General features: G+C 70.3%; 13 protein-coding genes. 6 read left to right on the forward strand and 7 right to left on the reverse strand.

Translation table 11 applies throughout. The features are described from left to right. Window positions 1-21: 21 nt before the first annotated feature. Window positions 22-1,455, reverse strand: a complete 1,434-nt coding sequence (locus ACFYZ4_RS23140) for a S28 family serine protease (RefSeq protein WP_390784713.1) — start codon at window positions 1,453-1,455, stop codon at window positions 22-24. A gap of 84 nt (window positions 1,456-1,539) precedes the next feature. Further along, window positions 1,540-1,794: a hypothetical protein gene (locus ACFYZ4_RS23145; protein WP_390784714.1), complete on the reverse strand. Its 255-nt coding sequence runs from the start codon at window positions 1,792-1,794 to the stop codon at window positions 1,540-1,542. A 412-nt stretch (window positions 1,795-2,206) separates the two neighbouring features. Here ACFYZ4_RS23145 and ACFYZ4_RS23150 point away from each other — a divergent pair, with 412 nt between their 5' ends. Further along, entirely contained in the window at window positions 2,207-2,761 is a 555-nt protein-coding gene (locus tag ACFYZ4_RS23150; RefSeq protein ID WP_351296135.1) for an EF-hand domain-containing protein, read from the forward strand. A gap of 15 nt (window positions 2,762-2,776) precedes the next feature. On the opposite strand, the gene ACFYZ4_RS23155 is transcribed toward ACFYZ4_RS23150, so the two are convergent. The 3 genes from ACFYZ4_RS23155 to speB form a co-directional block, all read right to left on the reverse strand. Continuing rightward, entirely contained in the window at window positions 2,777-6,670 is a 3,894-nt protein-coding gene (locus ACFYZ4_RS23155; RefSeq protein WP_390784715.1) for an ABC transporter ATP-binding protein, read from the reverse strand. Between the two features lie 110 nt (window positions 6,671-6,780). Continuing rightward, window positions 6,781-8,463, reverse strand: a complete 1,683-nt coding sequence (locus ACFYZ4_RS23160) for a thiamine pyrophosphate-binding protein (protein WP_390784716.1) — start codon at window positions 8,461-8,463, stop codon at window positions 6,781-6,783. A 47-nt stretch (window positions 8,464-8,510) separates the two neighbouring features. Beyond that, a complete protein-coding gene (gene speB, locus ACFYZ4_RS23165; RefSeq protein WP_351296144.1) occupies window positions 8,511-9,479 on the reverse strand; it encodes an agmatinase in 969 nt (322 codons plus the stop codon). Between the two features lie 116 nt (window positions 9,480-9,595). Between speB and ACFYZ4_RS23170 the strand changes: the two genes are divergently transcribed. From ACFYZ4_RS23170 to tesB, 4 genes are all read left to right on the forward strand, one after another. Beyond that, a complete protein-coding gene (locus tag ACFYZ4_RS23170; RefSeq protein WP_390784717.1) occupies window positions 9,596-11,098 on the forward strand; it encodes a helix-turn-helix domain-containing protein in 1,503 nt (500 codons plus the stop codon). Between the two features lie 63 nt (window positions 11,099-11,161). Beyond that, the gene (locus ACFYZ4_RS23175; RefSeq protein ID WP_390784718.1) at window positions 11,162-12,196 is read left to right on the forward strand and encodes an FUSC family protein; all 1,035 of its coding nucleotides are present in this window, start codon (window positions 11,162-11,164) and stop codon (window positions 12,194-12,196) included. 138 nt (window positions 12,197-12,334) lie between these two features. After that, entirely contained in the window at window positions 12,335-13,492 is a 1,158-nt protein-coding gene (locus ACFYZ4_RS23180; RefSeq protein WP_351296153.1) for an acyl-CoA dehydrogenase family protein, read from the forward strand. 27 nt (window positions 13,493-13,519) lie between these two features. Next, window positions 13,520-14,398: an acyl-CoA thioesterase II gene (tesB, locus tag ACFYZ4_RS23185; RefSeq protein ID WP_351296156.1), complete on the forward strand. Its 879-nt coding sequence runs from the start codon at window positions 13,520-13,522 to the stop codon at window positions 14,396-14,398. Window positions 14,399-14,404: 6 nt separating this feature from the next. On the opposite strand, the gene ACFYZ4_RS23190 is transcribed toward tesB, so the two are convergent. Continuing rightward, the gene (locus tag ACFYZ4_RS23190; RefSeq protein WP_390784719.1) at window positions 14,405-15,262 is read right to left on the reverse strand and encodes a DUF4253 domain-containing protein; all 858 of its coding nucleotides are present in this window, start codon (window positions 15,260-15,262) and stop codon (window positions 14,405-14,407) included. 126 nt (window positions 15,263-15,388) lie between these two features. After that, entirely contained in the window at window positions 15,389-19,291 is a 3,903-nt protein-coding gene (locus tag ACFYZ4_RS23195; protein WP_390784720.1) for an FG-GAP-like repeat-containing protein, read from the reverse strand. Between the two features lie 434 nt (window positions 19,292-19,725). Between ACFYZ4_RS23195 and ACFYZ4_RS23200 the strand changes: the two genes are divergently transcribed. Beyond that, window positions 19,726-26,391 (forward strand): polymorphic toxin-type HINT domain-containing protein, encoded by a 6,666-nt coding sequence (locus tag ACFYZ4_RS23200; RefSeq protein ID WP_390784721.1) that lies wholly within the window; start codon window positions 19,726-19,728, stop codon window positions 26,389-26,391. Window positions 26,392-26,395: the final 4 nt, after the last annotated feature.

A 26,395-nucleotide genomic window follows, 5' to 3' on the forward strand; every position in this document is an offset into this window, starting at 1 on the left:
ACCGGGATGCCCCCGGCCCGGTTACGGCCGCAGCTGCGGCTCGCGCTCCAGGTCCTGCTGGTCGAGCTGCGCGTCCGCGGCGGCCAGCGGCGCCGCCTTCGACTCGTCGGCGATCGTGGCGGCCGGGGCCACCCCGGCCCACTGGAGGATCTTCGCGGTGGCGAGGGTCTTCTCGCCGTCCAGGAGCTTCGCGACGTTGGCCCCGTGGTTGGCGCCCGGCGCGATCATGACGTGGCTGTCGCGGACCCCGTACCCGAGGCGGAAGGGCTCGGCGCCCCACGGGTCGTTCTGCCCGTACACGAAGAGCATCTGGTCGGCGTTGTTGCGGACCCACTTGTCCACGTCCGCCATGGCCCCCTGCTGGAAGGTCATGGGGATGTCCCGGGGCACGAAGTTGCGCGGCGGCTGGTAGCCGTATCGGCTCAGGTTGCCCAGGTGCGGCTGCTTGATGTCCGGGGAGCCCAGCTGCGTACCCGCCTGGTAGTAGTACGGCGTGTACGTCTCCAGGCCCTGGTCGGCGTAGGCCGAGAAGCCGGAGATCGCGTCGATCGTGTCCCAGATCTCCTGGTCGCTCGCGGTGGCGGCGGTCGGGATGGAGCCGCAGTCGGCGAGCAGGCTGTACTGCCAGAAGGCCCACACGTAGTCGAGCACGACGGCCTCGTAGGCCTTGTCGAGGTTGCCGACGGTGGTGAAGGTCCAGCCGTTCTCGGCGGCGGCCACGGCGTACTTGGCCTCCAGCGGCTCGCGGCGCACGAGCGCCTCGCGCTGGACCGCGTTCAGCCTGTCGCGGCACTCCTTGGTGCCGACCTTGGCGAAGAACCGGTCGTAGGCAGAGTCCTCCTTATTGACGACGTCGTTGGGCGCGACGTACGCGACGACGCCGTCCATGTCGCGCGGGTAGAACCGCTCGTAGTACGTCGCGGTCATCCCGCCCTTGCTGCCGCCCGTGGCCAGCCAGTTCTTCTTGTAGATCTTCTTCAGGGCGGTGAAGAGGCGGTGCTGGTCACTGGCGGCCTGCCAGATGTCCAGGTTCGCCCAGTTGGCCGGGTCGGGCCGGGAGGGCGTGAAGAATCGATACTCCAGAGACACCTGGTTGCCGTCGACGATGGTCGTCGGCTCGCTGCGGCGCGGGCTGGTGTTGACGTTGTAGCCGGAGGTGAAGAACACCGACGGCCGCGAGACGTCCTTGTGCAGAAGGGTCAGGCGCTGCTTGAAGGTGCCCTTCCACGGCTGCCGGTGGTCCACCGGCTGCTCGTAGTTCAGAACGAAGAAGCGGTAACCGGGGTACGGCTTCTCCTCGATCAGGCTCATCCCGGGAATGCCGAGGATCTGGTCCTTGATGTCCGTGGCGGCCGGCGGTTCCGCGGCTGTGGCCGCTTGCGCCGTGGAGCCGGCCGCGCCCATGGTGCCGATGAGCACCACGAGCGACAGCAGCCATCCGAGCGTCTTGCGCATTCACCCTCCCCTTGAGTTCACTTCGGTCGCCGTGAACCTAGCGGGGGCAACGCGCCGCTGAACAGACCTAGTTGGGCCGGTACCTCAGCACAGGATCCAGCCGGAAGTGGCCGATCCGGCACCCACGCTGCCCCTTACATACACGCAGCGGCTGATCGTGCCGACGGTGACAGGCCCGGCGTATCGGGTGAATCGCCCCTCTTCGCGGACGGGGACCCCGCCGCGCGGCTGGATGCTCACCGCCATCCGTCGCCGCTCACCGGGGACGCGGGCCACGGTCACCGCGCAGGCCTGGTTGCGGCTCTTGTAGACGCGCACCTCGCCCGTCTCGAAGGGCATGGTCCGCGCCAGCCGGCCCCCGCAGCCGTGGGCCGCCGCCTGTGCGGGCGGCGCCGCGAACAGTCCGCCGGCGAGGAGCCACAGCGCCGCCGCGAAGACGCCCAGGGACGCGGCCCGACGGGCCCGTCTCCTCCACCCCTGCAACAACCCGTCCCCCGTTCGGTCGTACGCACTGCATACGCACTCACGTACGACGCCCAAATCCCACGGAAGGTTGCGGCACACAAGGACCCGGCCACCCCCACCGCGTCTCGGCACACCCTCGCGCGCCGGGCCGTGCCCGCCGCTCGTCCCTCGTACGGGTGCATCCACAACTTCCCAGCGGGAGAGCAGGAGTTCACGATCAGGCGGGACATTACGGTAGGTGACGACATACCCGCTCGCCGCAGCCGTAGCCGTGAAAGGCACTGACATGATCGACGACCTGCTCGACCGCAAGCTGGAGCGCGCCTTCACGCACCTGGACGCCGACGGGAGCGGGGTGGTCGAGGCCGACGACATCTTCGCGCTCGGATCCCGGCTGCTGTCGGCCCTCGACGAGCCGCCCACCTCGCCCAGGGCCGAACTGGTGATGCGCGGTCTGACCGACTTCTGGCAGGACCTGTTCACGGAGCTGGACATGGACCGGGACGGCAAGGTCACGCCCGAGGAGTACAAGCTGGGCATGACGCGCCTGTACGCGCAGGGCGGACCCGCCTACGACAGGTCGTTCCGGCCGATGATGCGGGCGATCCTCACGATCGTCGACACCGACGGTGACGGGGTCATCAGCCCGGAGGAGTTCCACAAGGCCCAGGAGGCCTTCGGCACGGAGCTGAGCCCCGCCGACACCCAGAGGCTGTTCGAGCGGATCGATGCCGACGGGGACGGCACCCTGACGGTGGACGAGCTCCTCCACGCGGTACGCGAGTACTACACCGGCACCGACGAGGACGCCCCGGGCAACCTGCTCTTCGGCGAACTCTGAACCCTTCGCGCCCGCTCAGGCCGCGGCGCGCTCGTCCTCCCCGACGAAGGTGCGCCACAGCTCGGCGTACCGGCCGCCGCGGGCCAGGAGTTCGGCGTGGGTGCCGTCCTCCACGACCCGGCCGCGGTCCATGACCACGACGCGGTCGGCGCGCGCGGCGGTGGTCAGCCGGTGCGCGACCACCAGGGTGGTGCGCTTGCCGGCGAGCCGGTCCGTCGCCTGGTTGACCTGGGCCTCGGTGGCCAGGTCCAGGGCGGCGGTGGCCTCGTCGAGCAGCAGCACGTCCGGGTCGACGAGTTCGGCCCGGGCCAGCGCGATCAGCTGGCGCTGGCCGGCGGAGAGGTTGCGGCCGCGTTCGGCGACGGTGTGCAGGTAGCCGCCGTCGAGGGTGGCGACCATCTCGTGGGCGCCGACCGCGCGGGCGGCCGCCTCGACCTCGGCGTCGCTCGCCTCGGGCCGCCCGTAGGCGATGGCGTCGCGGACGGTCCCCGGGAAGAGGTAGGCCTCCTGGGGGACGACGCCCAGGCGGTGCCGGTACGCCGTCAGGTCGAGCTCCCGCAGATCGGCGCCGTCGGCGGTGATCCGGCCGGAGGTCGGGTCGTAGAACCGGGCCACCATCTTGACCAGCGTGGACTTGCCGGCTCCGGTCTCGCCGACGAAGGCGACGGTCTGCCCGGCGGGTATCCGCAGGCTGATGCCGGCCAGCGCCTCCCCCTTCTCGCCACGCTCCTCCGCCGTCCCGTACTGGAAGCGGACGTCCTCGAAGGCGATCTCCCCGCGCAGCTCCGGCACCTCACGGGGCGCTTCGGGGAGCGGGGTGGTGGTGGGCTCGCGCAGCAGCCCCTGGATGCGGCCCAGGGAGACGGTGGCCTGCTGGTAGCCGTCGAAGACCTGGGAGAGCTGCTGGACGGGCGCGAAGAACAGGTCGATGTAGAGCAGGTACGCGACGAGCGCGCCGGTGGTGAGCGTCCCGGCCTCCACCCGGCCCGCGCCGACGATCAGTACGGCGGCCGCGGCGCCCGAGGACAGCAGCTGGACGAAGGGGAAGTAGACGGATATCAGCCACTGGCCGCGGACCCGTGCCTCGCGGTACGAGTCGCTGCGCTCGGCGAAGCGGGCGGCGCCGGAGCCCTCGCGGCGGAAGGCCTGGACGATGCGCAGGCCCGAGACGGACTCCTGGAGGTCGGCGTTGACCAGGCTGACCCGGTCGCGGGCGAGCTCGTAGGCGGCGACGGACCTGCGGCGGAAGATGATCGTGCCGACGACCAGGACGGGGAGGGTCGCGAAGACGATCAGCGCGAGCTCGACGTCGAGGACGACCAGGGCGACGAGGATCCCGAAGAAGGTGAAGACGGAGACGACGGCGGTGACGAGCCCGGTCTGCAGGAACGAGCTCAGCGAGTCGACGTCTGTGGTCATCCGGGTCATGATCTTGCCGGTCAGCTCGCGCTCGTAGTAGTCGAGGCCGAGGCGCTGGAGCTGGGCGAAGATCTTGACGCGCAGGGCGTACAGGACTCGCTCGCCGGTGCGGCCCGTCATGCGGGTCTCGGCGAACTGGGCGGCCCACTGCGCGACGACGAGGGCGAGGGCGAGGGCGGCGGCCGCCCAGACGGCGCCGAGCACGGCCTGCTCGACGCCCTTGTCGATGCCGTGCCGGATCAGGATCGGCAGCAGCAGGCCGGCGCCGGCGTCCACGGCGACGAGGCCGAGGCTGATGGCGAGGGGCGCCCAGAAGCCGCGGAGCAGGCGGCGCAGGCCGTAGCTCTCCTCGGCGGCCGCGGCGCGGGTCTCGTCCACGTCGGGTTCGTCCTCGGCGGGCGGCAGCGCGGCCACCTGTGCCAGGAGTTCGGGCGTCGCCGGCATGCCGGCGACGGCTCCGGCCATGGTGTGGACGGCTGCGGGCGCACCGCTCGCGGCGGCGGGGGCCTGGCCGCCCTGCTCGTCGCGGCGCCGCCACAGCTCGGGGGTGATCCCGGCCGCGACCCGGCGCTTGGCGTTGACCGGCTCGGAGTCGATCTCGGCTTCGAGCTCGATGTCCCGTTCGAGCTTGCGGTCGAGCTCGCGCTCGAACTCCGTCATCAGCGGGGCGTCCGGGGTCCGCGGCGAACCGGCGCCGAGCGCGTCGGGGTCGGTGAGCAGCCGGCGGTAGAGCGCCGAGCGGCGCTCCAGCTCCTCGTGCGTCCCGATGTCGGCGAGCCGCCCGCGGTCGAGTACGGCGATCCGGTCGGCCAGCCCGAGCGTGGAGCGGCGGTGGGCGATCAGCAGGGTGGTCCGGCCGGCCATGACGGCGCGCAGGGCCTCGTGGATCTCGTGCTCGACGCGGGCGTCCACGGCGGAGGTGGCGTCGTCGAGGAGCAGCAGCCGGGGGTCGGTGAGGATGGCCCGGGCGAGGGCGATGCGCTGGCGCTGGCCGCCGGAGAGGGTGAGCCCCTGCTCGCCGACCTTGGTGTCGTACCCGGCGGGCAGGTCCTGGATGAAGCCTTCGGCCTGGGCGGCGCGGGCGGCGGCCTCGATCTGCGCGTCGGTGGCGCCGGGGTGACCGTAGGCGATGTTGGAGCGGATGGTGTCGGAGAAGAGGAAGGAGTCCTCCGGGACGAGCCCGATCGCGGAGCGCAGGGAGGAGTAGGTCAGCTCGCGGACGTCGTGCCCGCCGACGCGGACCACTCCGCCGTCGACGTCGTAGAAGCGGGGCAGCAGCAGCGAGACGGTGGACTTCCCGCTTCCCGAGGCGCCGACGACGGCGACGGTCTCGCCTTCCGCGACGGTGAGCGAGAACCCGTCGAGGACGGGCCGCTCGGGGTCGTAGCCGAAGCGGACGTCGTCGAATTCGACGGTGGCGGGCGCGTCGGCGGGCAGCTCGTGGGTGCCCTCCTGGATCGCGGGCTCGGTGTCGATGAGCTCGAAGACCCGCTCGACGCCGGCGCGGGCCTGCTGGCCGACGGTGAGGACCATGGCGAGCATGCGGACCGGGCCGACGAGCTGGGCCAGGTAGGTGGAGAAGGCGACGAAGGTGCCGAGGGTGACCTGCCCCTCGGTGGCCATCCAGCCGCCGAGGGCCAGCATGGCGACCTGGGCGAGGGCGGGTACGGCCTGCAGGGCGGGGGTGTAGCGGGAGTTGAGGCGGATGGTGCGCATGCGTCCGGCGAACAGCCGGCGGCTCACCGTGCGCAGCTTCCCGGTCTCCTGCTCCTCCTGGCCGAAGCCCTTGACGACGCGGACGCCGGTCACGGCCCCGTCGACGACGGTGGCGACGGCGGCGGCCTGGCCCTGGGCCCACCAGGTGGCCGGGAAGAGCTTCTTGCGGCTGCGCTTGGCGATGAACCAGAGGGCGGGGGCCATCAGCAGCGCGACGACGGTCAGCAGCGGGGAGAGCCACAGCATGACCCCGAGGGATATCCCGAAGAGCAGGAAGTTCCCGATGGTCATGGGCAGCATGAAGAGCAGGCCCTGGATCAGCTGGAGGTCGGTGGTGGCCCGCCCGACGACCTGCCCGGTGGACAGCTCGTCCTGGCGGCGCCCGTCGAGGCGGGCGATGGTGGCGTACATGTCGGTGCGCAGGTCGTGCTGCACGTCGAGGGCGAGTCGCCCGCCGTAGTACCGGCGTATGTAGGTGAACACGTAGACGAGCAGGGCGGCGGCTATGAGGAGCCCGGCCCAGGGCCCCATGGGCTTGCTCCGGTCCCCGATGACGTCGTCGATGATCACCCGGGTGACGAGCGGTACGAGCGCCAGGACGGCCATGCCGGCCAGCGAGGAGCCGAGCGCGAGCAGCACGTTGCGCCTGTACCGCCAGGTGTAGGCCGCCAGCCGCTTGCCCCAGCCCTGTTTCTCCCCAGCCGCCGTCACGTGGTGCCTCCCCGTTCGTCTTGTCCTGCCGGAGGCGGCAACGCCCCGACCGGCGGATTTCATCCCGCCGCAACAATTCGAACGTGTACGCAGGGCGGCTCCGGCGCACGCGGGGAGCGCCCGGACGTGGGCCGTACGGGCGGCGGGGCGGGGGCTGCGGGCCGGGGGCGCGGTCAGATGTGGGTCGGGGCGAACATCTTGAGGAGGGCCGGGAGGACGACCACCGAGGGGCCCGGGGTGGCGAGGGCCTTCTTGAGGTCGGAGGCGAGGGATTCCGGGGTGGTCGTGGTCGCCGGGACGTCGAAGGACGCCGCGAGGGCGGCGAAGTCGGGGCGGGTGAGTTCCGTGCCGGTGGCGCTGCCGAAGGACTGCGTCATGTACTCGCGCAGGATGCCGTAGCCGCCGTCGTCCACGATCAGCCAGGTGACGTCGAGGTCGTGCTGGCGGGCCGTGGCCAGTTCCGCGATCGAGTACATCGCGCCGCCGTCGCCGGACACCGCCAGGACCGGTGTGCCCGGTTCGGCGACGCAGGCGCCCAGGGCCGCCGGGAAGGCGTAGCCGAGGCCGCCCGCGCCCTGCGCCGAGTGCATGGTGTTGGGGTGCTTCGCGTCGAAGGCGGACCAGGCCCAGTAGGACAGGATCGTCATGTCCCAGAAGGACGGGGAGCGCGCGGGGAGGGCGGCGCGGATCGAGGTCAGCAGCGAGCGCTCCAGGGAGACGTCCTGGGTGGCGAGGCGCGCCTCGATGTCGTCGAGGACGAGGCGGACGCGCTCCGGGGCGGCGGGGTCCTCGCGCTCGGACACCGTCTCCAGCAGGGCCTGGAGGGCCAGGCGGGCGTCCGCGTGGATGCCGAGGGCCGGGTGGTTGGACTCCAGCTTGCCGAGGTCCGCGTCGATCTGGACGACCCGGCCCGTGGGGAAGAACGTGTGGTAGTTCGAGGAGAGTTCCCCGAGGCCCGAGCCGACGACGAGCAGGACGTCCGCGTCCTCCAGGAAGTCCGTCATGTGGCGGTCCTCCAGCCAGGACTGGAGGGAGAGCGGGTGGGTCCACGGGAAGGCGCCCTTGCCGCCGAAGGTGGTGACCACGGGGGCGCCCAGGCGCTCCGCCAGCTGCCTGAGCTTGCCCGCGGCGTCGGAGCGGACGACCCCGCCGCCCGCGATGATCACCGGGCGCTCGGCCGAGGAGAGCCAGTGCGCGGCCACGGCGGTGAGCTCCGGGCGGGGGGCGAGCTCGTGCGGGGTCGCGTCCATGCCCGTGACCTGCGGAATGAACGTCTCTGCGCGCAGCACGTCCTCCGGGATCTCCACCCAGACCGGGCCGTGCGGGGCGGTCAGCGCCGACTCCCAGGCCTCCGCGACGACGGAGGGGATCTGGGACGGGGTGCGGGCGCTGTGGACGGACTTCACCACGTCCCGGAAGGACGCCGACTGGTCGCGCAGCTCGTGCAGGTGGCCGCGCCGGCCCCCGCCCAGGCCCGCGACGGGGACCTGGGAGGAGATGGCGAGCACCGGGGCCGAGGCCGCGGCCGCCTCCGCGAGGGCGGGCAGGGCCATGAGCGCGCCCGGGCCGGTGGAGAGGAGGAGGGGGACCGCCTCGCCCGTGATCCGGCCGTAGGCGTCGGCGGCGAAGCCCGCGTTGTTCTCCGTACGGAGTCCGACGAGGTGCAGGTCGGAGCGCCCCACCGCGTCGAAGAGGCCGAGGGCGTGCTGCCCCGGCAGCCCGAAGACGGTGGTGGCGCCGAGCGAGCGCAGCGTTTCCACGACCAGGTCCCCGCCCGTCCGCCCCGGCGGTGGGGCCAGGGCGGCGGCCGTCTGGGCCTCGGTGGGACGGAGTACCAGGTCGTGGTCGTGCGTCACGTGCGCTTACTCGCCCTTCGGGTTCGCCTTCGCCGCCGCGCTGTCGTTTATCGGCCCTGCCGGGAGGCAGCGATCTGACGGCTCATGATCGTGGTGAGCTCGTACGCGGTGTGCGAGGCCGCGACCGAGGTGATCTCCGCGTGATCGTACGCCGGGGCCACCTCGACGACGTCCGCCGAAACCAGGTTGCAGGAGGACAGGCCGCGGATGATCTCCAGCAGCTCGCGGGAGGTCATGCCGCCCGCCTCGGGGGTGCCGGTGCCGGGCGCGTGCGCCGGGTCCAGCACGTCGATGTCGATGGAGATGTACAGCGGACGGTCGCCGATGCGCTGGCGCAGCTGGTCGGCGACCTCGTCGGCGCCGCGCCGGTAGACGTCCGCCGAGGTGACGATGCCGAAGCCCATCTTGGCGTCGTCGTCGAGGTCCTGCTTGCCGTACAGCGGGCCGCGGGTGCCGACGTGCGAGAGCGCCTCGGTGTCGAGGATGCCCTCCTCCACCGCCCGGCGGAACGGCGTGCCGTGGGTGTACTCGGCGCCGAAGTACGTGTCCCAGGTGTCCAGGTGCGCGTCGAAGTGGAGCAGGGCCACCGGGCCGTGCTTCTTCGCGACCGAGCGGAGCAGCGGGAGGGCGATGGTGTGGTCGCCGCCGAGGGTCATCAGGCGGGAGCCGTTGCCGATCAGCTCGTCGGCGGCGGCCTCGATCGTCTCGACGGCCTCGTTGATGTTGAAGGGGTTCGCGGCGATGTCACCGGCGTCGGCGACCTGCGCGAGGGCGAAGGGGGAGGCGTCCTGGGCCGGGTTGTACGGGCGCAGCAGGCGCGAGGCCTCGCGGATGGCGTTGCCGCCGAAGCGGGCGCCGGGGCGGTAGGAGACGCCGGAGTCGAAGGGCACGCCGACGACGGCGACGTCCGCCTTGCCGCCGACCTCGTCGAGGCGGGGCAGCCGGGCGAAGGTCGCCGGGCCCGCGTAGCGCGGGATGCGGGAGGAGTCGACGGGGCCGCGCGGCTGCGTGCTCATGGGGGGTGCCCTTCTGGAGGTCCTACAAGTGCGGTTCTTCGAGCGTAAGGCGGCGCCCACCCGGCGCGAAGTGTACGTACCATCCACAGGAGACCCCTGATCTGTACGGAGTATCCATGGAGGCCCCGCCCACTGCCCCGCCGCCGCCCACCGCACCGGTCCCGCTCGGCGCGCTGCTGCCCGACCGGGAGCTGGGGCTGCGCCACCTCGCGGGCCCGGCCGAGGCCGATGTGCACGGGGTGCACGCCTCCGAGATGGCGGACCCGTCCCCGTACCTGCTGGGCGGCGAGCTGCTGCTGACGGCGGGGGCCGGGCTCGGCACGGATCCCGACGGCTACGTCGCCCGCCTGGCCGAGGCCGGGGTGGCGGCCCTCGGCTTCGGTGTGGCGCCCGTGCACGAGCGGGTGCCGGCCGGGCTGGCCGAGGCCTGCGCACACCACGGGCTGCCGCTCCTGGAGGTCCCGCCGGGGACGCCCTTCAGTGCGGTGGCCCGTACGGTCTGGCGGCTGATGGCGGGGGCCCGTACGCGGGAGCTGCGCCGGGTCACCGAGGCCCAGCAGTCCCTCGCGGCGGCGGCCGCCCGGCCCGATCCGGTCCCGGCGGTGCTGTCGCGGCTCGCGGCGAGCCTGGGGGGCCACGTCACGCTCCGGCCGGACGACCGTTCCGCGGGGAGCCCGCCGCCCGCGGAGGCCGCGGCGGCGCTGCGGGCGCTGCTGGCCCGCGTCGGCCGGGCGGGCGGGCCCGCGACGGCGACCGACCAGGCGGGCGGATGGCACCTCACGGCCCACGCCCTGGGCGGCCCGGCGCCCGCGGCGGAGGCGGCCGCGGAGGTCGCTGCGGATGCGGCACCGGAGTCCGTGTCCGCGTCCGTGTCCGAGCCGAGGGCGGAGGCCGTGCGGGCGCTCGGGACGGCCACCCCGGCCCGCGCCCCCGGCGACCACACGATCGCCTCGGTCGCGGCGGTGCTGCTGACCCTGCTCACCGCGCACCGCGCCGCCTCCGGACCGGAGGCGGCGGCCCTGACCCGGCTGCTCCTCGACGGCGACCCCGCCGCGGCCCTGTCCCCCGGGCCCTGGCACGTCGTGCACGCCCGCGGGGCGGGCGACCCGCAGGCCCTGGCGGCCGCGCTGGGCACCGTACTGGTGGACCCGCGCGGGGATCCCGTACGCCTGCTCACCGAGCGGGAGCCGGGCGCGCGGCCCGGCTGGCGCCTCGGGGTGAGCGCCCCGGCCGCACCCGGCGGGCTGCCCGCCGCGGATGCGCAGGCCCGGCGGGCCCTGGAGCGCGCCGAGGCGGCCCGTACCCCCCTGGCCCGGCACGCCGCCCCGGGCTTCTCGGGCCTGGTCGGCGAGGCGGAGGCCCGCGCGCACGCCGCGGCGCTGCTCGCGCCGCTCTCCCCCGTCCTGCGGGAGACCCTGCGGGGCTGGCTGGCGCACCACGGCGGGTGGGACCGCACCGCCGCCGCCCTGGGGGTGCACCGCAACACGGTCCGCCAGCGCGTGGCCCGCTGCGCGGAGCTGCTGGGGCGGGACCTGGACGACCCGGACACCCGGATGGAACTGTGGTTCGCGCTGCGCTGGGAGGAGCCCGCGCCGGGGCTGCCGGGGCCGGGCGGCTGAACGCTCCCCGACGCCCGCCCCGCGGGCCCGCCGGGGACGGCGGCCGCCCCTACGATGTGCCGCATGCTCGGCAGCACGTCCGTACCGGCGCGGAGCCGCCCCTTCGGTGAGCGCCTGGCACCGGCCGCCCGGCTGCTGGTGTGCGCGACGGTCCCCTGGTTCGTGTGCGTGTGGCTCGGTACGAGTACGGCCCCCGTGCCCGCGGCCCTGCCCGCCGTCCTGATCCTGCGCGACGACGTGTTCGCGGCGCCCCGGCTGGCCCTGGAGCGGCTGGTGGGGGTGGTCGCGGGGGTGGTGCTGAGCGTGCTGGTCCTGCACTGGCTGCCGCCGGGCTCGCTGTCGTTCCTGGTCCTCGTCGTGTGCGCCTGCGCCGGGATGTTCCTGCTGCGCCACGACGGCTCCCCCAACCAGCAGGTGCTGATCACCGCCCTGGTGATCTACGCGACGCCGGTGCCCGGGTACCCGCTGGCCCGGCTGGAGGAGACCGCGGTGGGCATCGCCGTCGTGGTGCTCCTCGGCCCGCTGCTGTGGCCCCCCGACCCGTACCGGGAGGCCTTGAGCGGCTTGGAGGAGTACCGCATCGGGCTCGGCGCCCTGCTGGAGCGGATCGCGGCGCGGGCGGCCGCCGGGCGGCCCACGGGCCCCGCGCCGGCGGACCCCTTCGCCCGGTGGCGCCGCCCGTACGAACTGTCCGCCGCGCTGGACCGCAGGTCGGGACGCCTGTTGCTCCTGCCGCCCCGGCAGGCGCCGGCCGGGGCGGCGGACACGCTCCGGCCGCGGCTGCGGCTGGCCGCGCGGACGGCGCCGGCCCTGCTGTTCCTCGCGCGGGAGCTGGAGATCCGCTCCTCCGCCGTCGACGCAGGAGGACCGGATCCCGGCGGGGCGGTGCGCGCCATGGCGCCGCTGGTCGGGGCGACCGCCTCGGCCCTGGACGCCGCCCTGCGCGGGGAGGACTGCACGGACCGGCTGCGGCTGGCCCGGGAGCTCGAACTGCGGCACCGGGCCGCCCATCCCGGCCGCCGCGACGCGGTCCTGCGGGCCGGACTCCACCTCACCCACGAGGCGCTGGCCGAGCACCTCGACCCGGCCCCGGGCTGAGCCCGCCCGGCCAGCGCCGCCGCCCCCCGCATGAGGTCGGTCACCCACTCTGGACACGGTGGACAACTCGCCGGTAACTTAATCTGAGCAAGCGCTTAGATTCAGGCGGCGGACTGCCGCGACCGAAGGGAGCCGGCCGTGCGCCGTACGGTGTTCAACGAGGACCACGAGGCGTTCCGCGAGACCATCCGCGCCTTCATCGAGGCCGAGGTCGTCCCCGTCTACGACGAGTGGTTCGCCGCCGGACAGGCGCCCCGCGACTTCTACTACAAGCTCGGCGAGCTGGGCGTCTTCGGCATCAACGTCCCCGAGGAGTTCGGCGGCGCGGGCCTGGACACCCACAAGTTCGAGGCCGTCCTGTACGAGGAGACCTCGCGCGCGGGCGTCAACTTCGGCGGCTCCGGCGTGCACGTGCTGCTCGCCCTGCCCTACATCAAGATGCTCGCCGACGATGAGCAGAAGAAGCGTTACCTCCCGAAGTTCGTCTCCGGTGAGGAGATGTGGGCGCTGGCGATGACCGAGCCGGGCACCGGCTCCGACGTCGCGGGCATGAAGACCACCGCCAAGCTCTCCGAGGACGGCACGCACTACGTCCTCAACGGCTCCAAGACCTTCATCACCGGTGGCGTCCACGCCGACCGCGTGATCGTCTGCGCCCGCACCTCCGCCCCGAGCGCCGAGGACCGCCGCTTCGGCATCTCCCTCTTCGCCGTGGACACCAAGTCCGAGGGCTACTCCATCGGCCGCAAGCTGGACAAGCTGGGCCTGCGCACCTCCGACACCGCCGAGCTGGCGTTCGTCGACGTGAAGGTCCCGGTCGAGGACCTGCTCGGCGAGGAGAACAAGGGCTTCTACTACCTCGGCGCGAACCTGCCGTCCGAGCGCTGGGGCATCGCCTTCGGCGCGTACGCGCAGGCCAAGGCCGCCATCCGGTTCGCCCAGCAGTACGTGACGGAGCGCACCGTCTTCGGCAAGCCGGTCGCGCACTTCCAGAACACCAAGTTCGAACTGGCAGCCTGCCAGGCCGAGGTGGACGCCGCCGAGGCCGTCGCCGACCGCGCCCTGGAGGCCCTGGACGCCGGTGAGCTGACCGCCGCCGAAGCCGCGTCCGCGAAGCTGTTCTGCACCGAGGTCGCGCACCGCGTCATCGACAAGTGCCTCCAGCTGCACGGCGGTTACGGCTACATGAACGAGTACCCGATCGCCCGCCTGTACGCCGACAACCGCGTGAACCGCATCTACGGCGGCACCAGCGAGGTCATGAAGTCCATCATCGCCAAGTCCATGGGCCTCTAGGAAAGTTCGGGCGCTTAGCCTTCACCCATGAACGAGGCACTGACGTCGCTCCTCGATCTGCTCGACCTCGAGCAGATCGAGGAGAACATCTTCCGCGGTACCAGCCGTCCTTCGCTGGTACCGCGCGTCTTCGGCGGTCAGGTCGCGGCCCAGGCGCTGGTCGCGGCCGGGCGGACCGTCCCCGCGGACCGTACCGCCCACTCGCTGCACTCGTACTTCCTGCGCACCGGGGACACGGGCGCGCCCATCGTGTATTCGGTGGACCGGATCCGTGACGGGCGCTCCTTCACCACGCGCCGGGTCGTCGCCGTCCAGCACGGTCAGCCGATCTTCCACCTCTCCGCGTCGTTCCAGACGTACGAGGACGGCCTCGACCACCAGGTCGCGATGCCGTCGGCCCCGGACCCGGAGTCCCTGCCCACCGCGGCCGAGTCGCTGCCCGCGTACCGGGAGATCTTCCGCGACCCGGGCACGGTGGAGCGGCTGATCGAGACCCGCAAGGCGGTGGACCTCCGGTACGCCACGACCCCGCCCTGGGGCAGCGTCGGCGAACCGGTGGAGCCGCGCTCCCAGGTGTGGTTCCGGACCGCCGGCAAGCTGGACAGCGCCGATCCCCTGCTGCACACCTGCCTGGCCACCTACGTCTCCGACATGACCCTGCTGGACTCGGTGCTGCTCGCGCACGGCCGGGGCGGCTGGGCGGTGGGCGACGTGGTCGGCGCCTCGCTGGACCACGCCATGTGGTTCCACCGGCCGTTCCGCGCCGATGAGTGGCTGCTGTACGACCAGGAGTCGCCCTCGGCGGCCGCGGGCCGGGGCCTCGGCCAGGCCCGCATCTGGACCCAGGACGGCCGGCTGGCCGTGACCGTCATCCAGGAGGGCGTCGTCCGCGTTCCGCGCGCCTGACGGGCCTCAGTCCCACCAGAAACCCCAGAGGTTGCTGCCGGTGACCGCCTCGTCGGCGTAGGCCCGGATGGTGCCGCAGCCCTGCCCTATGTTGTCGGGCGCGAAGGCGAAGTGCTCCGCGGCCACCGGCAGCGCCCCCGCGACCGTACGCGGCGGGGCCGCGACCGACACGTACAGCTCGTCGAAGCCGAGGGCGACGACGCGGGCGCCGAACCGGTCCTCCCAGGACCGCAGGACGGCGCTGATGCGGGCGGTGTCGTTCTCGTGGTTGGTCGGCCCGCACCAGCCCATCGCCGTGGGTACGTCGGCTCCGCGGGCCGCGGGGACCAGCGCGAGCCGCGGGCTCGGCAGGGACCCGCTCCCGATCAGCTCGTCCGCCAGCGCGCAGGCCGCGGCCTCCGGGTCCACCGCGTCCGGCCCACCTGCCGGCCCACCCGCCGGCCCGGACTCCGCGAGCCCCGGCCAGTCCCGGCCGAAGGGGGCGATGAGCTCCTCGCCCTCCTCCCCCTCCTCGGCGTCGGGGACCACACCGTGCCAGAACTCGCGCAGCACCGGCTCGACGTGGTGGTCGTCCGGGTCGGACATCCGCTGCGGCCGCAGCTCCCGGTCCCGCCACCACTCCTCCAGACCCCGCCGGCCCTGGAACAGCACCGCCTGCAACCCGGCGGCGGCCAGGGCCGGACTCCGGTGCGCGGCGAGCGCCCCGACCCCCACGGCCCCGTCGGAGACCCACAACAGCGGCTCCCCCCGCACGCTCAGCACCCCACCGGCCGGCAACTCCAGCCCCAGCGCGAGCCCTTGAGGATCCCCGACCAGCCCGGCCAACGAGCGGTGCACCTGCGGCGACTTCGGCGTCTTCGACATACACCCGACGCTAGCCACCCCCACTGACAACGCCCCCTACGCGCCCTACAGGCCCGCCGCGTTCAGTGGACGACGAAGGGGAGTGAGGCCCCGTGGGACCTCACTCCCCTCACTGATTGGCCCAGATCAGAGAATGACGTCGTATCCGGTCAAGCCGTTACCGATCAGAGTGCCGCCGTTGCCGATGAAGTCATACATCTCCCCCATGCGGGTCACGCCGACTTGCTCTGGCGTACCGTCACTATTGAGGTCGGTGGCGAACGGATTCCATTCGCCGTTCCACCAGCCCTCGCCGACGATGTTGGGGTTCCCGAAGCGCATGGAACCACCGCTAGTGGCGTTCGGGTAGAGGTAGAGCTTTCCGTTGTTGCGGTGCCCCAAAATATCGATCTTGTAATCGTTGTTCAGGTCCGCAACCCGGAAGGTGGGCCAGTCGGCGGTCAACCAGCCATCACCGATCATGACCCGGCCGCCGAGGGCTTGGGTGCCTGTGCCACCGCTGTGGGGGTAAACCCACATCTTGCCGCCGCTGTCACGGCCGATGACGTCGGTTCGGCCGTCGCCGTTCACATCTCCGAATCCCAGGTCCACATAGGTGTTCCAGCCGGTACCGATCAGGACGGGATTGGTGAACGATTTGGTCCCGGTTCCGCCGGTGCCCGGGTACAGGTACAGGTCCCCGAGACGGTTGCGCCCGACGATGTCGGTGTACCCGTCGTTGTTGAGGTCCGTGGTGTACGCGTTCGTCCAGTGATCACGCCACCAGCCGTTGCCCGCGAAGTACCGGGGGCCGAACGTGCTGGTGCCCTTACCGCCGGTGCCGGGATAGATCCAGAAATCACCGTTGGCATCGCGAAGCGCCATGTCCGTGTAGCCGTCACCGTTGTAGTCCGGCCGGCTCTGGGAACCGCTGGTCCACAGGCTCTGCCCGGAGGCGCTGTAGACGACGAGCACGCCGCGGGGCTGAAGAACCGCGTACGAGTACGGAGTGCTGGTCTTGCTGCTCCACAGCTCGGTCTTGCCGTCGGCCGCGTAGACGGCGAAGTTGCCGTCGCTCTGCATATGGGCCGTGGCGCCCGGGCTCTTGGTCCCGGTGGCCCAGATCTGCTTGTTGTCCTTGCTGGAGAGCACGAGGTTGCCGTCGGCCTGCATCAGCAGCTTGGAGTTGCCGCTGGAGAACTCTTGCCCCGAGGCCAGTGTGGTGCCGCTGGGGATGCGTGCGCCTGGCACTCCGTCGATCTCGAAGCGGGGCGTGAAGGAGCCGACGGTGCTGCCGTCGGTTGAGAGCTTCCCCGGCCAGCCGACCATGGTGTTGTCGGACTGGCGGGCCCACAGGTCGGGGATGCCGTCACCGTTGAGGTCACTGGCCGAGCCGACCTCCGGATAGCCGGCCTGGGTCACTCCGGAACCCACCCTGCTGCGGGTCTGAGTGCCCCACGTGGCCAGGTCGACCGTCTGGCCCTCTTCCGGGCTCTTCTTGCCGTAGGTGCGCAGAATGTCGCCGTTGGCGTTGTCCCTCAGCCACAGGTCGGGCACGCCGTCCTTGTTGAGGTCGCCCGGGGCGATGACCGCGTACTTGTCCCAGTCGGTGCCGCCGACGAGTACAGGCGGCGTTTCGTCGTCCAGGTTGCCGTACGTGGTGTTGAAGTACGCCCAGAGCTTGTTTCCCTGCTTGACGAGGATGTCCGCGACATTGTCGCCATTGAGGTCGCCGGGGGCGATGATCTGCGCGGCGTCGGACCAGTGGTCGTTCTCGGGCCGGCCCACGGTCTTCTCGATGGCCTCCTTGACGGCGCCCCGGCCGTCTTCGTTGCTGTAGACCCACAGCGTCTTGCGGGTCATACCGGGCTTCTGCTCGAGACTGAGCAGGTCGTTGTACCCGTCATCGTCCCAGTGCCCCAGGGTCGCGACCTGGGACCGGGCGAAGGAGTCGGCAGAACTGATCGTTGCGGAGAACTTGCCGTTGCCCTGGCCGGTGTAGGTCAGGAGGCTGCCGAAGAGGTCGCTGCTCCAGATGTCGCGGAAGCCGTCGCCGTTGAGGTCGTGGGGCACGTCCACCGTTGCCGTGCGCGCCGCGTAGAACTGGTAGGCAGCGGTGTCGGACCGGTTCCCGGCGGCGTCCTGGCTGAAGGCGTAGACGAAGTGCGGGCCCGCGCCCGGCGGGGTGAGCTTCGCGGTGAACGAAGCGCCCGCGGCAACCGATGTGCTCCTCACCTCCGGGTCCCAGTCCGTGTAGTAGCCGTACCAGGTGACGTCCTTGTCACCGTTGGCGGAGAGGACGAAGTCCCCTTCCTGGCGAGCCTTGCCAGTGCCTTGGGGCCAACCGTTCCTCCCATCGGGGAAAGCGGTGGAGGTGATCTTCGGCGCCTCCGCCGGCCGGTTCCGGTCCACGGTGAACTTGCACGTCTGCGACCAGGCCGACTGCGCACCGTCCTGGTCGGTCGTCCGCGCCTTCCAGGTGTAGCCCCCGTCGGGGAGGGAGGCATCCGGCACGCTCCAGGTCGCGACCTTGCCGTTGTTGGCCGGAATGTGCTGGCTGGCGGCGAGGGCGCTCTGGCCGTCCTTGAAGATCTGGAACTCGGTGCTCAGGTTCCCCGAATCGCGGTCTGAGATCGTCGCGTTGAGGCTGATGGTGGCATTGCCGATCGAGCCGCCCTGAACGCAGGGCACCCAAGGTGAGGTGCCCAGGTCGGACGGCATGTTGGGCGGGTTGTTGTACTCGATCTCCAGCGTCATGGTCTTCGCGTCGAAGCGCTTCCACTGGAACTCTTCGGTCTCGTCCGACGCGAACAGGCCCAGAGTCACGCTCGACCAATGGTTGGACGCGGACTGCTGCACGGCCTCAGTGGCGTTGAACTCCAGATTGCCGGCCTCACATCCAGGGCGCCCCTTGGCTTCCTTGACTGTGTCCTGCCAGGCGCCGCCCTCCTTGTCGGGCTGGTGTCTCCACGTCGTCTCGTTCGAGATGGGGCCGGTACGCCACAGCTCCACCGGGGTCTTGGTGCAGGACCAGGACCAGGTCTCCCTGATCCGGAACGTCGCCTTCGATACCTGAGCGCCCTTGACGGCGGAGGTGTCGAGCTGGAAGTAGGCCCGCGAGAGGCCCTTCGTGTCGTCCTCGTACCCGACCCGCACGTCCTCCTTGGTGTTCCAGTAGGAGTTGTCCTTCCACGTGCGGTAGACCCACGCCCAGTTCTGCCGCGCGCCCCATGCCACCGACGGGTCGATGAAGACCGGGTACTTCGTCTCGGGACTCGCGAGGAGAGCCTGGTCGGGCTTGATCTCCAGGTTGCCGTCCGTGACGGTGGTGGGCATCTGGGCGTTCTTGGCCCCGGACGGTGTCACAAAGGCGTCCGCGGGTGCCGGGTCCGTCCCCGAGCCGGCGCTGAGTACTCCCGCGCCTGCGAGTACCTGGGGAGGAGCCCCCGTCGTGGTGGAGTCCCACATCACCGGGGTCGGGGAGGTGAAGACCACCTCGCCGGCCGGATTGACCGCGGTCAGCAGTCCGGTCGTCGCGTTCCTCGTGACGTTCAGGCCGACGGTGTCGAGCTTGAACTTCAGCGTGGCGAGGTCAGGGTGCTTGGCCGCGGCGGCGGTCTTGACCACCAGCAGCTGGGAGAAGCCCTCGACTTCGGCCTTCAGCTGCAGGTCCACATCGGGCAGGACGTTCGGGTACGTCGCCACGTTCGCGGCGAGCGTCGGCTTCGGGAGTGCTGTGGGCCATGTCAGCGACAGGGTGCGTCCGTTCCGCACCCCTGTCAGCAGCGGGCCGGTCCCACCGCCCGAGAAGGCGATCGAGACGGCCGATGCCTTCGGCTTCACCTTCCCGTCCGCCGCGAACTGCAGGGTCGGGTCGGTCGCGACCCACCCGCCGGCGCGCCGGACGCGCACGGTCGTCCCGTGCCGCTTGACCGACCACTTGCCCGTCGGCAGCGCCCAGGTGTCCGAGGTCTCGGTCCGCGCGGACGTCAACTCATAAGGCTGACCCGTCTCTTTGGCCTTGGCGAGCGCGAAGTCCGCCGCGCTCATCGAACCCTCGGCGACCGGATCGGTAGCGGCGACGGCGGTCGCCGATGGATGAATTACAGCCAATCCGGTAGCGACTATTCCACTTATCAGAGCCAGGGAAATGACTCGCAAAACCCCCCGCCCGCCCGGCGCGCCGGGTAGGGCCTCTTTTCTTCTCACGCAAACCCCATCTCTCCGATATCCATGGGCGACTCTACTCAGAATCTCGACACAAACGCCTCTGACCTGGCATCTTTATGCAGATCACACGCCTGTCGCCCCATTTGAGGCACTAAATCCACTAGGTCCATTTAGGGCTCGTTCCGGGATACCGGATTGGCGAATTCCGCCTGTTACTGTGCGCCGTAAATCTTTCTAGAAGCATGGGGTGGGGTGTGAGAAAATTTCATGTGCGAGGACTTTCTGTGGCGTTGGCCACAGTGGTTCTCTCAGGCATGTTGCCCGGCGCAATTGCCGTAGCGGACAGCAAATCCAAGCCGTCACTCACGGAGCTCAAGCAGCCGAAGGCGGTGCCGGTCAAGCCGGTCCGTGCAGGTGGGGCGAAGAAGGCCGATGACGCGGCCGCGACTCCGTGGAAGGCGCCGAAGGTCTCCTGGCCGGCGGCCGGTTCGGCGGAGGTGGACCTGGCTTCGGCTTCAGGTCCGGCATCGAAGTCGTTCCTGTCGGGTGCCGCTCGAGGCCCGGCCGTCGGCTCGGGCTCGCCGCAGGCGGGCAAGCTCCCCGTCGCCGTCTACGTCGCGCCGGGCAAGGCGGCCGAAGCGCCGTCGAAGGTCAAGGTCTCCGTCACCGGCAAGGACGCGGCGCGCAAGGCGGGCGTCGACGGTGTCCTCCTGTCGGTGGGCCGCTCCGACGGCGCCGCGCAGTCCGCGTCGGCGAAGGTCGAGGTGGACTACAACTCCTTCCGGGGCGCCTACGGCGGCGACTACGCCTCCCGGCTGCGCCTGGTGGAACTTCCTGCGTGTGCGCTGACGACTCCCGATCGCGCGGAGTGCCGGACGCAGAAGCCTCTGCAGACGGACAATGACACGCGCACGGGCAAGCTCTCGGCCCAGGTGACCACCCCGTCGGCCAAGGCCGCGGGCGCGCAGGCCATGTCGGCCTCCGCTGCTCCGGGCGGCGCGACCGTCCTGGCCGCGACGGCGGGCGACGCGGGCCCGACGGGTGACTACAAGGCGACCTCGCTCCAGCAGTCGGGCTCGTGGAGCGCGGGCGGATCGACCGGCGCCTTCTCCTGGTCCTACCCGGTGGCCACGCCCTCCGTGCCCGGCGGACTGGCCCCTCAGATCTCGCTCGGCTACAGCTCCCAGTCCGTCGACGGCCGCACGGGCGCATCCAACAGCCAGAGCTCGTGGATCGGTGACGGCTGGAACTGGGAGCCCGGCTTCATCGAGCGCAAGTACAAGCCCTGCAACGACGACAAGGCCGGTGGTACCAACACCACCAAGGTCGGCGACCAGTGCTGGTTCAACGACAACGCCACGATGTCGCTGGGTGGCAAGTCGACCGAACTCGTATACGAGCAGGGCAAGGGTTGGCACCCGGCCACGGACTCGGGCGAGAAGGTCGAGAAGCTCACCGGTGCCACCAACGGCGACAAGGGCACTGCGGGCGTCGATGGTGTGGGTGAGCACTGGAAAATCACCACGACCGACGGCACGCAGTACTTCTTCGGCCTGAACCGTCTTCCCGGCTGGAAGGACAACGGCACGGCCCCGGACGACCCGACGACCAACTCGACTTGGACCGCGCCGGTCTTCGGCAACCAGACGGGCGAACCCTGCTACAACGCCTCGTTCGCGAGTGCGTGGTGCCAGCAGGCCTGGCGCTGGCAGCTCGACTACGTCGTCGCCCCCGGCGGCAGCGCCATGGCGTACTACTGGAAGACCGAGACCAACAACTACGGCCGCAACTTCTCGGAGACGACCGGCAAGGCCACGGTCACGCCGTACATCCGCGGCGGCTGGCTCGACCACATCGACTACGGCCTGCGCTCCGACACGGTCTACACCGGCAAGGCCATGGCCCAGGTGAAGTTCGACGTCAACGAGCGCTGTCTCACTGCCTGCGGCACCTTCGACGAAGCCAACGCCACGAACTGGCCGGACTCTCCGTACGACATGTTCTGCAAGGACGGGTCCACGGAGTGCAAGAGCCAGTTCTCGCCGACGTTCTGGTCGCGGATGCGCCTCACCGGGATCAACACCAAGATCCTCACCGGCGGCGCGTACCAGGACGTCGACTCCTGGACCCTGGACCAGAACTTCCCGCCGGCGGGCGACGGCATCTCGACCCCGATGTGGCTGAAGTCCATCTCCCGTACCGCCAAGGCGGGCGCCGCCACGGACGTCCCGTTCGATCCCGTCACTTTCGCGGGTGAGCCGCGCCCCAACCGGGTGGACAAGACCGGGGACGGCCTGGCCCCGTACATCCGGCTGCGGATGTCCCAGGTCAACACCGAGACCGGCGGCACCATCGGTGTCACCTACTCCCAGCAGGACTGCACGCCCACCACGCTCCCGGCCGCGGATGCGACGAACACCACACGCTGCTTCCCTGTCAAGTGGGCGTGGGAGGGCGATGACGCCAAGATCGACTGGTTCAACACCTACGTCGTCACCCAGATCGTGGAGGGCGACAACCTGGCTGCGACGCCCGACAAGGTGACCTCGTACAGCTACGTCGGGGTAGCGGCCTGGGACAAGGACACCAGCGAGTTCACCAAGGCCGAGGACCGTGTCCACTCCGTGCCGCGCGGCTATGAACTGGTCCAGACGCGCACCGGTGCGGCCAGTGACCCGAAGACGCTCTCGGAGACCCGTTACTTCCGGGGCCTCGACGGCAAGGCGGTCAAGGACGGCACCGGGACCGCGGTCACCGACCGTCCCGAGTTCGCCGGCATGGTCCGCGAGTCGGCCACTTACGAGGGTGACGACACCGGCAAGCTCGTGAGCGCGACGTCCAGCACGCCGTGGCGTTCGGGTGAGGTGGCCAAGCGTCTTCGCCCCGGCCTTCCCAACCTCGTCTCGTACAAGACGAATGTCGAGAAGGAGTCGAGCCGCACCACCGTCACCGGTGGCACCCGCACGACCGAGACCAGCCGTCACTTCGACGACTACGGCATGGCCGACTGGCAGTCGAGCACCGGTGACTCCGCCAAGACCGGCGACGAGTCCTGCACGAGGACCACCTACGCACGCAACACCGCCACCTGGATCCTGGACCGGCAGAGCCACGTCGAAACCGTCGCGCTGCCCTGCGAAACCACCGGCAGCACTCCGGCCGACGTCATCAGCGACACCCGCACCTACTTCGACAACGGCACGCTCGGCACCGTACCCGGCACGGGTCTGGTGACGAAGACCGAGAAGATCAACGGCAAGGGGGACGGCTACGACACCACGTCGAGCATCCCGTCCACCTGCGGTGCGGCCAAGAACCAGCTCTGCTACGACATGTACGGCCGGGCACTGTCGGCCGCCGACGCCTACGGAAAGGTCACCTCCACCGCATACACGCCGGCCACCGGCGAGGTCCCGACCGCGATGACGGCGACCAACGCGCTCGGCCACACCGTCACCAGCCAGCTCGACCCGCTGCGCGGTCAGGCCACCAAGGTCACCGACCCCAACGGCAAGGTCGTCACGACGGCGTACGACGCCCTGGGCCGGGTGACGAAGGTCTGGGTGCCGAACTGGACCGCGGAGGCCAACCCGGACCTGCCGAGCCGTGTGTTCGAGTACACCGTCCGCAACAGCGGTCCCAACGTCGTCACGTCCAAGACGCTGACCCACGACTACAAGTACGCCGTCGTCCACTCCATCCAGGACGGTCTGCTGCGCGAACGCCAGACACAGACCCAGTCCCCCGACCTGGCCGGCCGTCTGGTCACGGAGACCTTCTACGACACCCGCGGCCTGGCGTGGCGTTCCTCCGGTACGTACTACGCCGACGGAACGCCTTCACCCGAGCTGGTTACGGGACAGGAGCTCAACTACCCTGCCTCCACCGACATCCTCTTCGACGGTGCCGGCCGCCCGACCGCGGCAATCACCAAGAAGTTCGGCACCGAGACCAAGCGCACCACGACCAGCTACACCGGCGACACCACCACGGTCAACCCACCCCCGGGCGGCACCACGACCACCACCGTCGTCGACGCGCTGGGTCGCACGGTCGAGGCCAGGCAGTACACCGACCCGGCTCGCACCGCCTCGCAGTCGACCCTGTACACCTACAACAAGCTCGGCCAGCTGAGCCAGGTCACCGACCCAGGCAACGCCAAGTGGACGTACACCTACGACGTCCGCGGCCGCCAGGTCGAGGCGAACGACCCGGACAAGGGCGTCACCAAGACCGCCTACGACGCCGGTGACCGCGTCAGCGACGTCACCGACGCCCGCGGCGTCACCCTGCACACCGACTACGACGACCTCGGCCGACCCGTCGCCACCACGCAGGGCGCGACAACGCTGACCTCGTCCGTCTACGACACCGTAGCCAAGGGCCAGCCGGCCAAGTCCACGCGCTACGTAGACGGCAAGGCGTACACCTCGGAGGTCCTGGCCTACAACGACCTCTACCAGCCTCTCGAATCCCAGGTCACCGTCCCGTCCACCCCCGACACCGGCGCCCTGGCCGGCACGTACAAGTGGACGAACACCTACAACATCGCCGGCCAGGTCCTCACGACCAGGCACCCGGCCATGGGCGGTCTCCCGGCCGAGACGGTCGGCAGCACCTACAAGTCCGTCTCCGGCCTGCTGAACAACATGGGTGCCGGCAACAGCCGCCTCGTGTCGGCGATGACCTACGACCACTACGGCCGCACGATCCGCCAGGAGCTCGGCGCGTCCGGCCAGCGCCTGTACCGGTCCAACGAGTTCGACGAACACACCGGCGCCCTCACCCGCGCCTACGCCGACCGTGACCTCGCCCCTCAGCGGATCGAGGACACCAAGTACACGAACGACCCCGTCGGCAACCTGACCGCCATCGCCACCGCATACGGCCAGGACGTCACCCGGACGACCGACACCCAGTGCGTCAACCTCGACGCCCTGCGCCGCATCACCCAGGCCTGGACCAACAAGGGCGAGACCTGCGCGGCCACTCCGTCGGCGACCGTCATCGGTGGCGAGGACCCGTACTGGACCACGTACACCTACGACGCCGTCGGTAACCGCAAGACGGAGACCAAGCACAAGACCGCCTCGGGCCCGACTGCGGACACCGTCCGCACGTACGCGCCGTCGACCGCCGGGAAGCACGACCTGCCCAAGGTCGCCCAGACCGGCACCGACCCGCATGAGGAGACCTTCACCTACGACGCCACCGGCAATACCAAGACCCGCAAGAGCGGCACGGGTGAAACCCAGTACCTCGACTGGGACGCCGAAGGGCACCTCAAGTCCCTCATCCAGGGCACGACCACCGACTCGTTCACCTACGACACGACCGGTAACCGCATCCTGCGCAAGGAGAAGGACGCCACCACCCTCTACCTGCCGTCCGGCAACGAGCTGAAGCTCGACAAGACGGGGACGCTCACCGGGACCCGCTACTACGGCGACATCGCGATGCGCACGGGTGGCAAGCTCACCTTCACCCTCGCCGACCACCACAACACCAGCACCACGCAGATCACCGCCGACACGACCCAGACGGTCACCCGCCGCAAGACCGGCCTCTTCGGAGAAGCCCGCGGCACCCAGCCGACGACGTGGACCGGCGAGAAGACCTTCGTCGGAGGAACCAAGGACAACGACAGCGGCCTGACCCACATCGGAGCCCGCGAGTACGACCCGCTGATCGGCCGATTCATCTCCGTCGACCCGATCATGGACCTCACCGACTCTCAGCAGCTCCACGGCTACACCTACGCCGCGAACAACCCCTTCACCTTCTCCGACCCGGACGGCCTCAAGTACTTCGTAGGCGGCAACGAGGACCCCGGCTTCCAGGCCGCGCCCCAGAGCGTCGTCGAGGCCTCGACCAGGTACATCAAGGGATACGGAAAAACCGAAAAGGTATGCCGCAAGAACTGCGGAGACCCCAAGCCGACGAAGAAGCCCACACGCTGCACCGGTGTCCGATTCTGCCCGCCGAAAAATATCGACGGAAAACCGATTGCAAACGCGGCCGCAGGATTCGCAAGCTCGGCCCTCCACGGGGCCGAATTCAGTGCCGAAATAACAATGTCCCCCGAATGCTTCCTCAACACCTCACCTGACTGCAACGAGGGTGACAAATTCGACGATTGGGTTACGGACCAGGGGATCGATCTCGAATCACCGGAGGCTATCGGAGCCGGCATCGCTACATTCTTGATGCCCGGCCCCAGGTTTCTGAAACTGGGCAGGAAGGGGGGAAATTGCTTCCTCGCCGGCACGCTGGTCCTGATGGCGGACGGTTCACGAAAGAAGATCGAGGAAATCGAAGTCGGTGACAGCGTTCTCGCCACCGACCCGATATCCGGAGAGACAACAGCCCGACCTGTCGAAAAGCTGATCCGGACAGAGGGCGATCGCGAATTGAACGCGCTCTCCATCGCCACATCCGACGGCATCGACGAAATTACGGCGACGCACGAGCACCCCTTCTGGTCACCTTCCGAGAAGTCCTGGGTGGATGCTGCCGATCTCCTGCCGGGGATGACCCTGGCTACCGACAAGGGGACGACCTCAGTCGTCACGGCCAACCGCGCGTTCACGGACCACGTCAAAACCTACAACTTCACCGTGGCGGACTTCCACACGTACTATGTGCTGGCCGGCTCGACACCGACACTCGTTCACAACAGCAGCCCATGCCCTGAGTATGAGAACCCGGGGCACCATGACCCGACGGGTGGCCCGAACCCGTATGTTCCGAAGAAGGCAGTACTGCCGGATGACGCTGAGGCACAATTCGGCAAGAGTGTCCTCGTCGACGGCACCAGGTGGACCAAGGTCGGCTCCGGCAAGAGTGCCGAGTACTACCGGTACTTCGACGACGGAAACGGTAAGTGGCACTGGAGTGGCAGTACCAACGGCGTAACGAAGTCGGGCACCTCGGTCCCGATTCCGATGAGCCGCGTTCCCATTCAGGTCAAGAGAGGCTAGACGT

This window comes from Streptomyces sp. NPDC001513 (assembly GCF_042894695.1).
In the GTDB taxonomy this organism is placed as follows: domain Bacteria; phylum Actinomycetota; class Actinomycetes; order Streptomycetales; family Streptomycetaceae; genus Streptomyces.

Excerpts from the sequence above, each read along its gene's own strand:
- ACFYZ4_RS23140 (WP_390784713.1), bottom strand. The coding sequence starts at position 1,455 with ATGCGCAAGACGCTCGGATGGCTGCTGTCGCTCGTGGTGCTCATCGGC.
- ACFYZ4_RS23145 (WP_390784714.1), bottom strand. The coding sequence starts at position 1,794 with ATGCCCTTCGAGACGGGCGAGGTGCGCGTCTACAAGAGCCGCAACCAG.
- ACFYZ4_RS23150 (WP_351296135.1), top strand. The coding sequence starts at position 2,207 with ATGATCGACGACCTGCTCGACCGCAAGCTGGAGCGCGCCTTCACGCAC.
- ACFYZ4_RS23155 (WP_390784715.1), bottom strand. The coding sequence starts at position 6,670 with ATGAAATCCGCCGGTCGGGGCGTTGCCGCCTCCGGCAGGACAAGACGA.
- speB (WP_351296144.1), bottom strand. The coding sequence starts at position 9,479 with ATGAGCACGCAGCCGCGCGGCCCCGTCGACTCCTCCCGCATCCCGCGC.
- ACFYZ4_RS23170 (WP_390784717.1), top strand. The coding sequence starts at position 9,596 with ATGGAGGCCCCGCCCACTGCCCCGCCGCCGCCCACCGCACCGGTCCCG.
- ACFYZ4_RS23175 (WP_390784718.1), top strand. The coding sequence starts at position 11,162 with ATGCTCGGCAGCACGTCCGTACCGGCGCGGAGCCGCCCCTTCGGTGAG.
- tesB (WP_351296156.1), top strand. The coding sequence starts at position 13,520 with ATGAACGAGGCACTGACGTCGCTCCTCGATCTGCTCGACCTCGAGCAG.
- ACFYZ4_RS23190 (WP_390784719.1), bottom strand. The coding sequence starts at position 15,262 with ATGTCGAAGACGCCGAAGTCGCCGCAGGTGCACCGCTCGTTGGCCGGG.
- ACFYZ4_RS23195 (WP_390784720.1), bottom strand. The coding sequence starts at position 19,291 with ATGAGCGCGGCGGACTTCGCGCTCGCCAAGGCCAAAGAGACGGGTCAG.
- ACFYZ4_RS23200 (WP_390784721.1), top strand. The coding sequence starts at position 19,726 with ATGTTGCCCGGCGCAATTGCCGTAGCGGACAGCAAATCCAAGCCGTCA.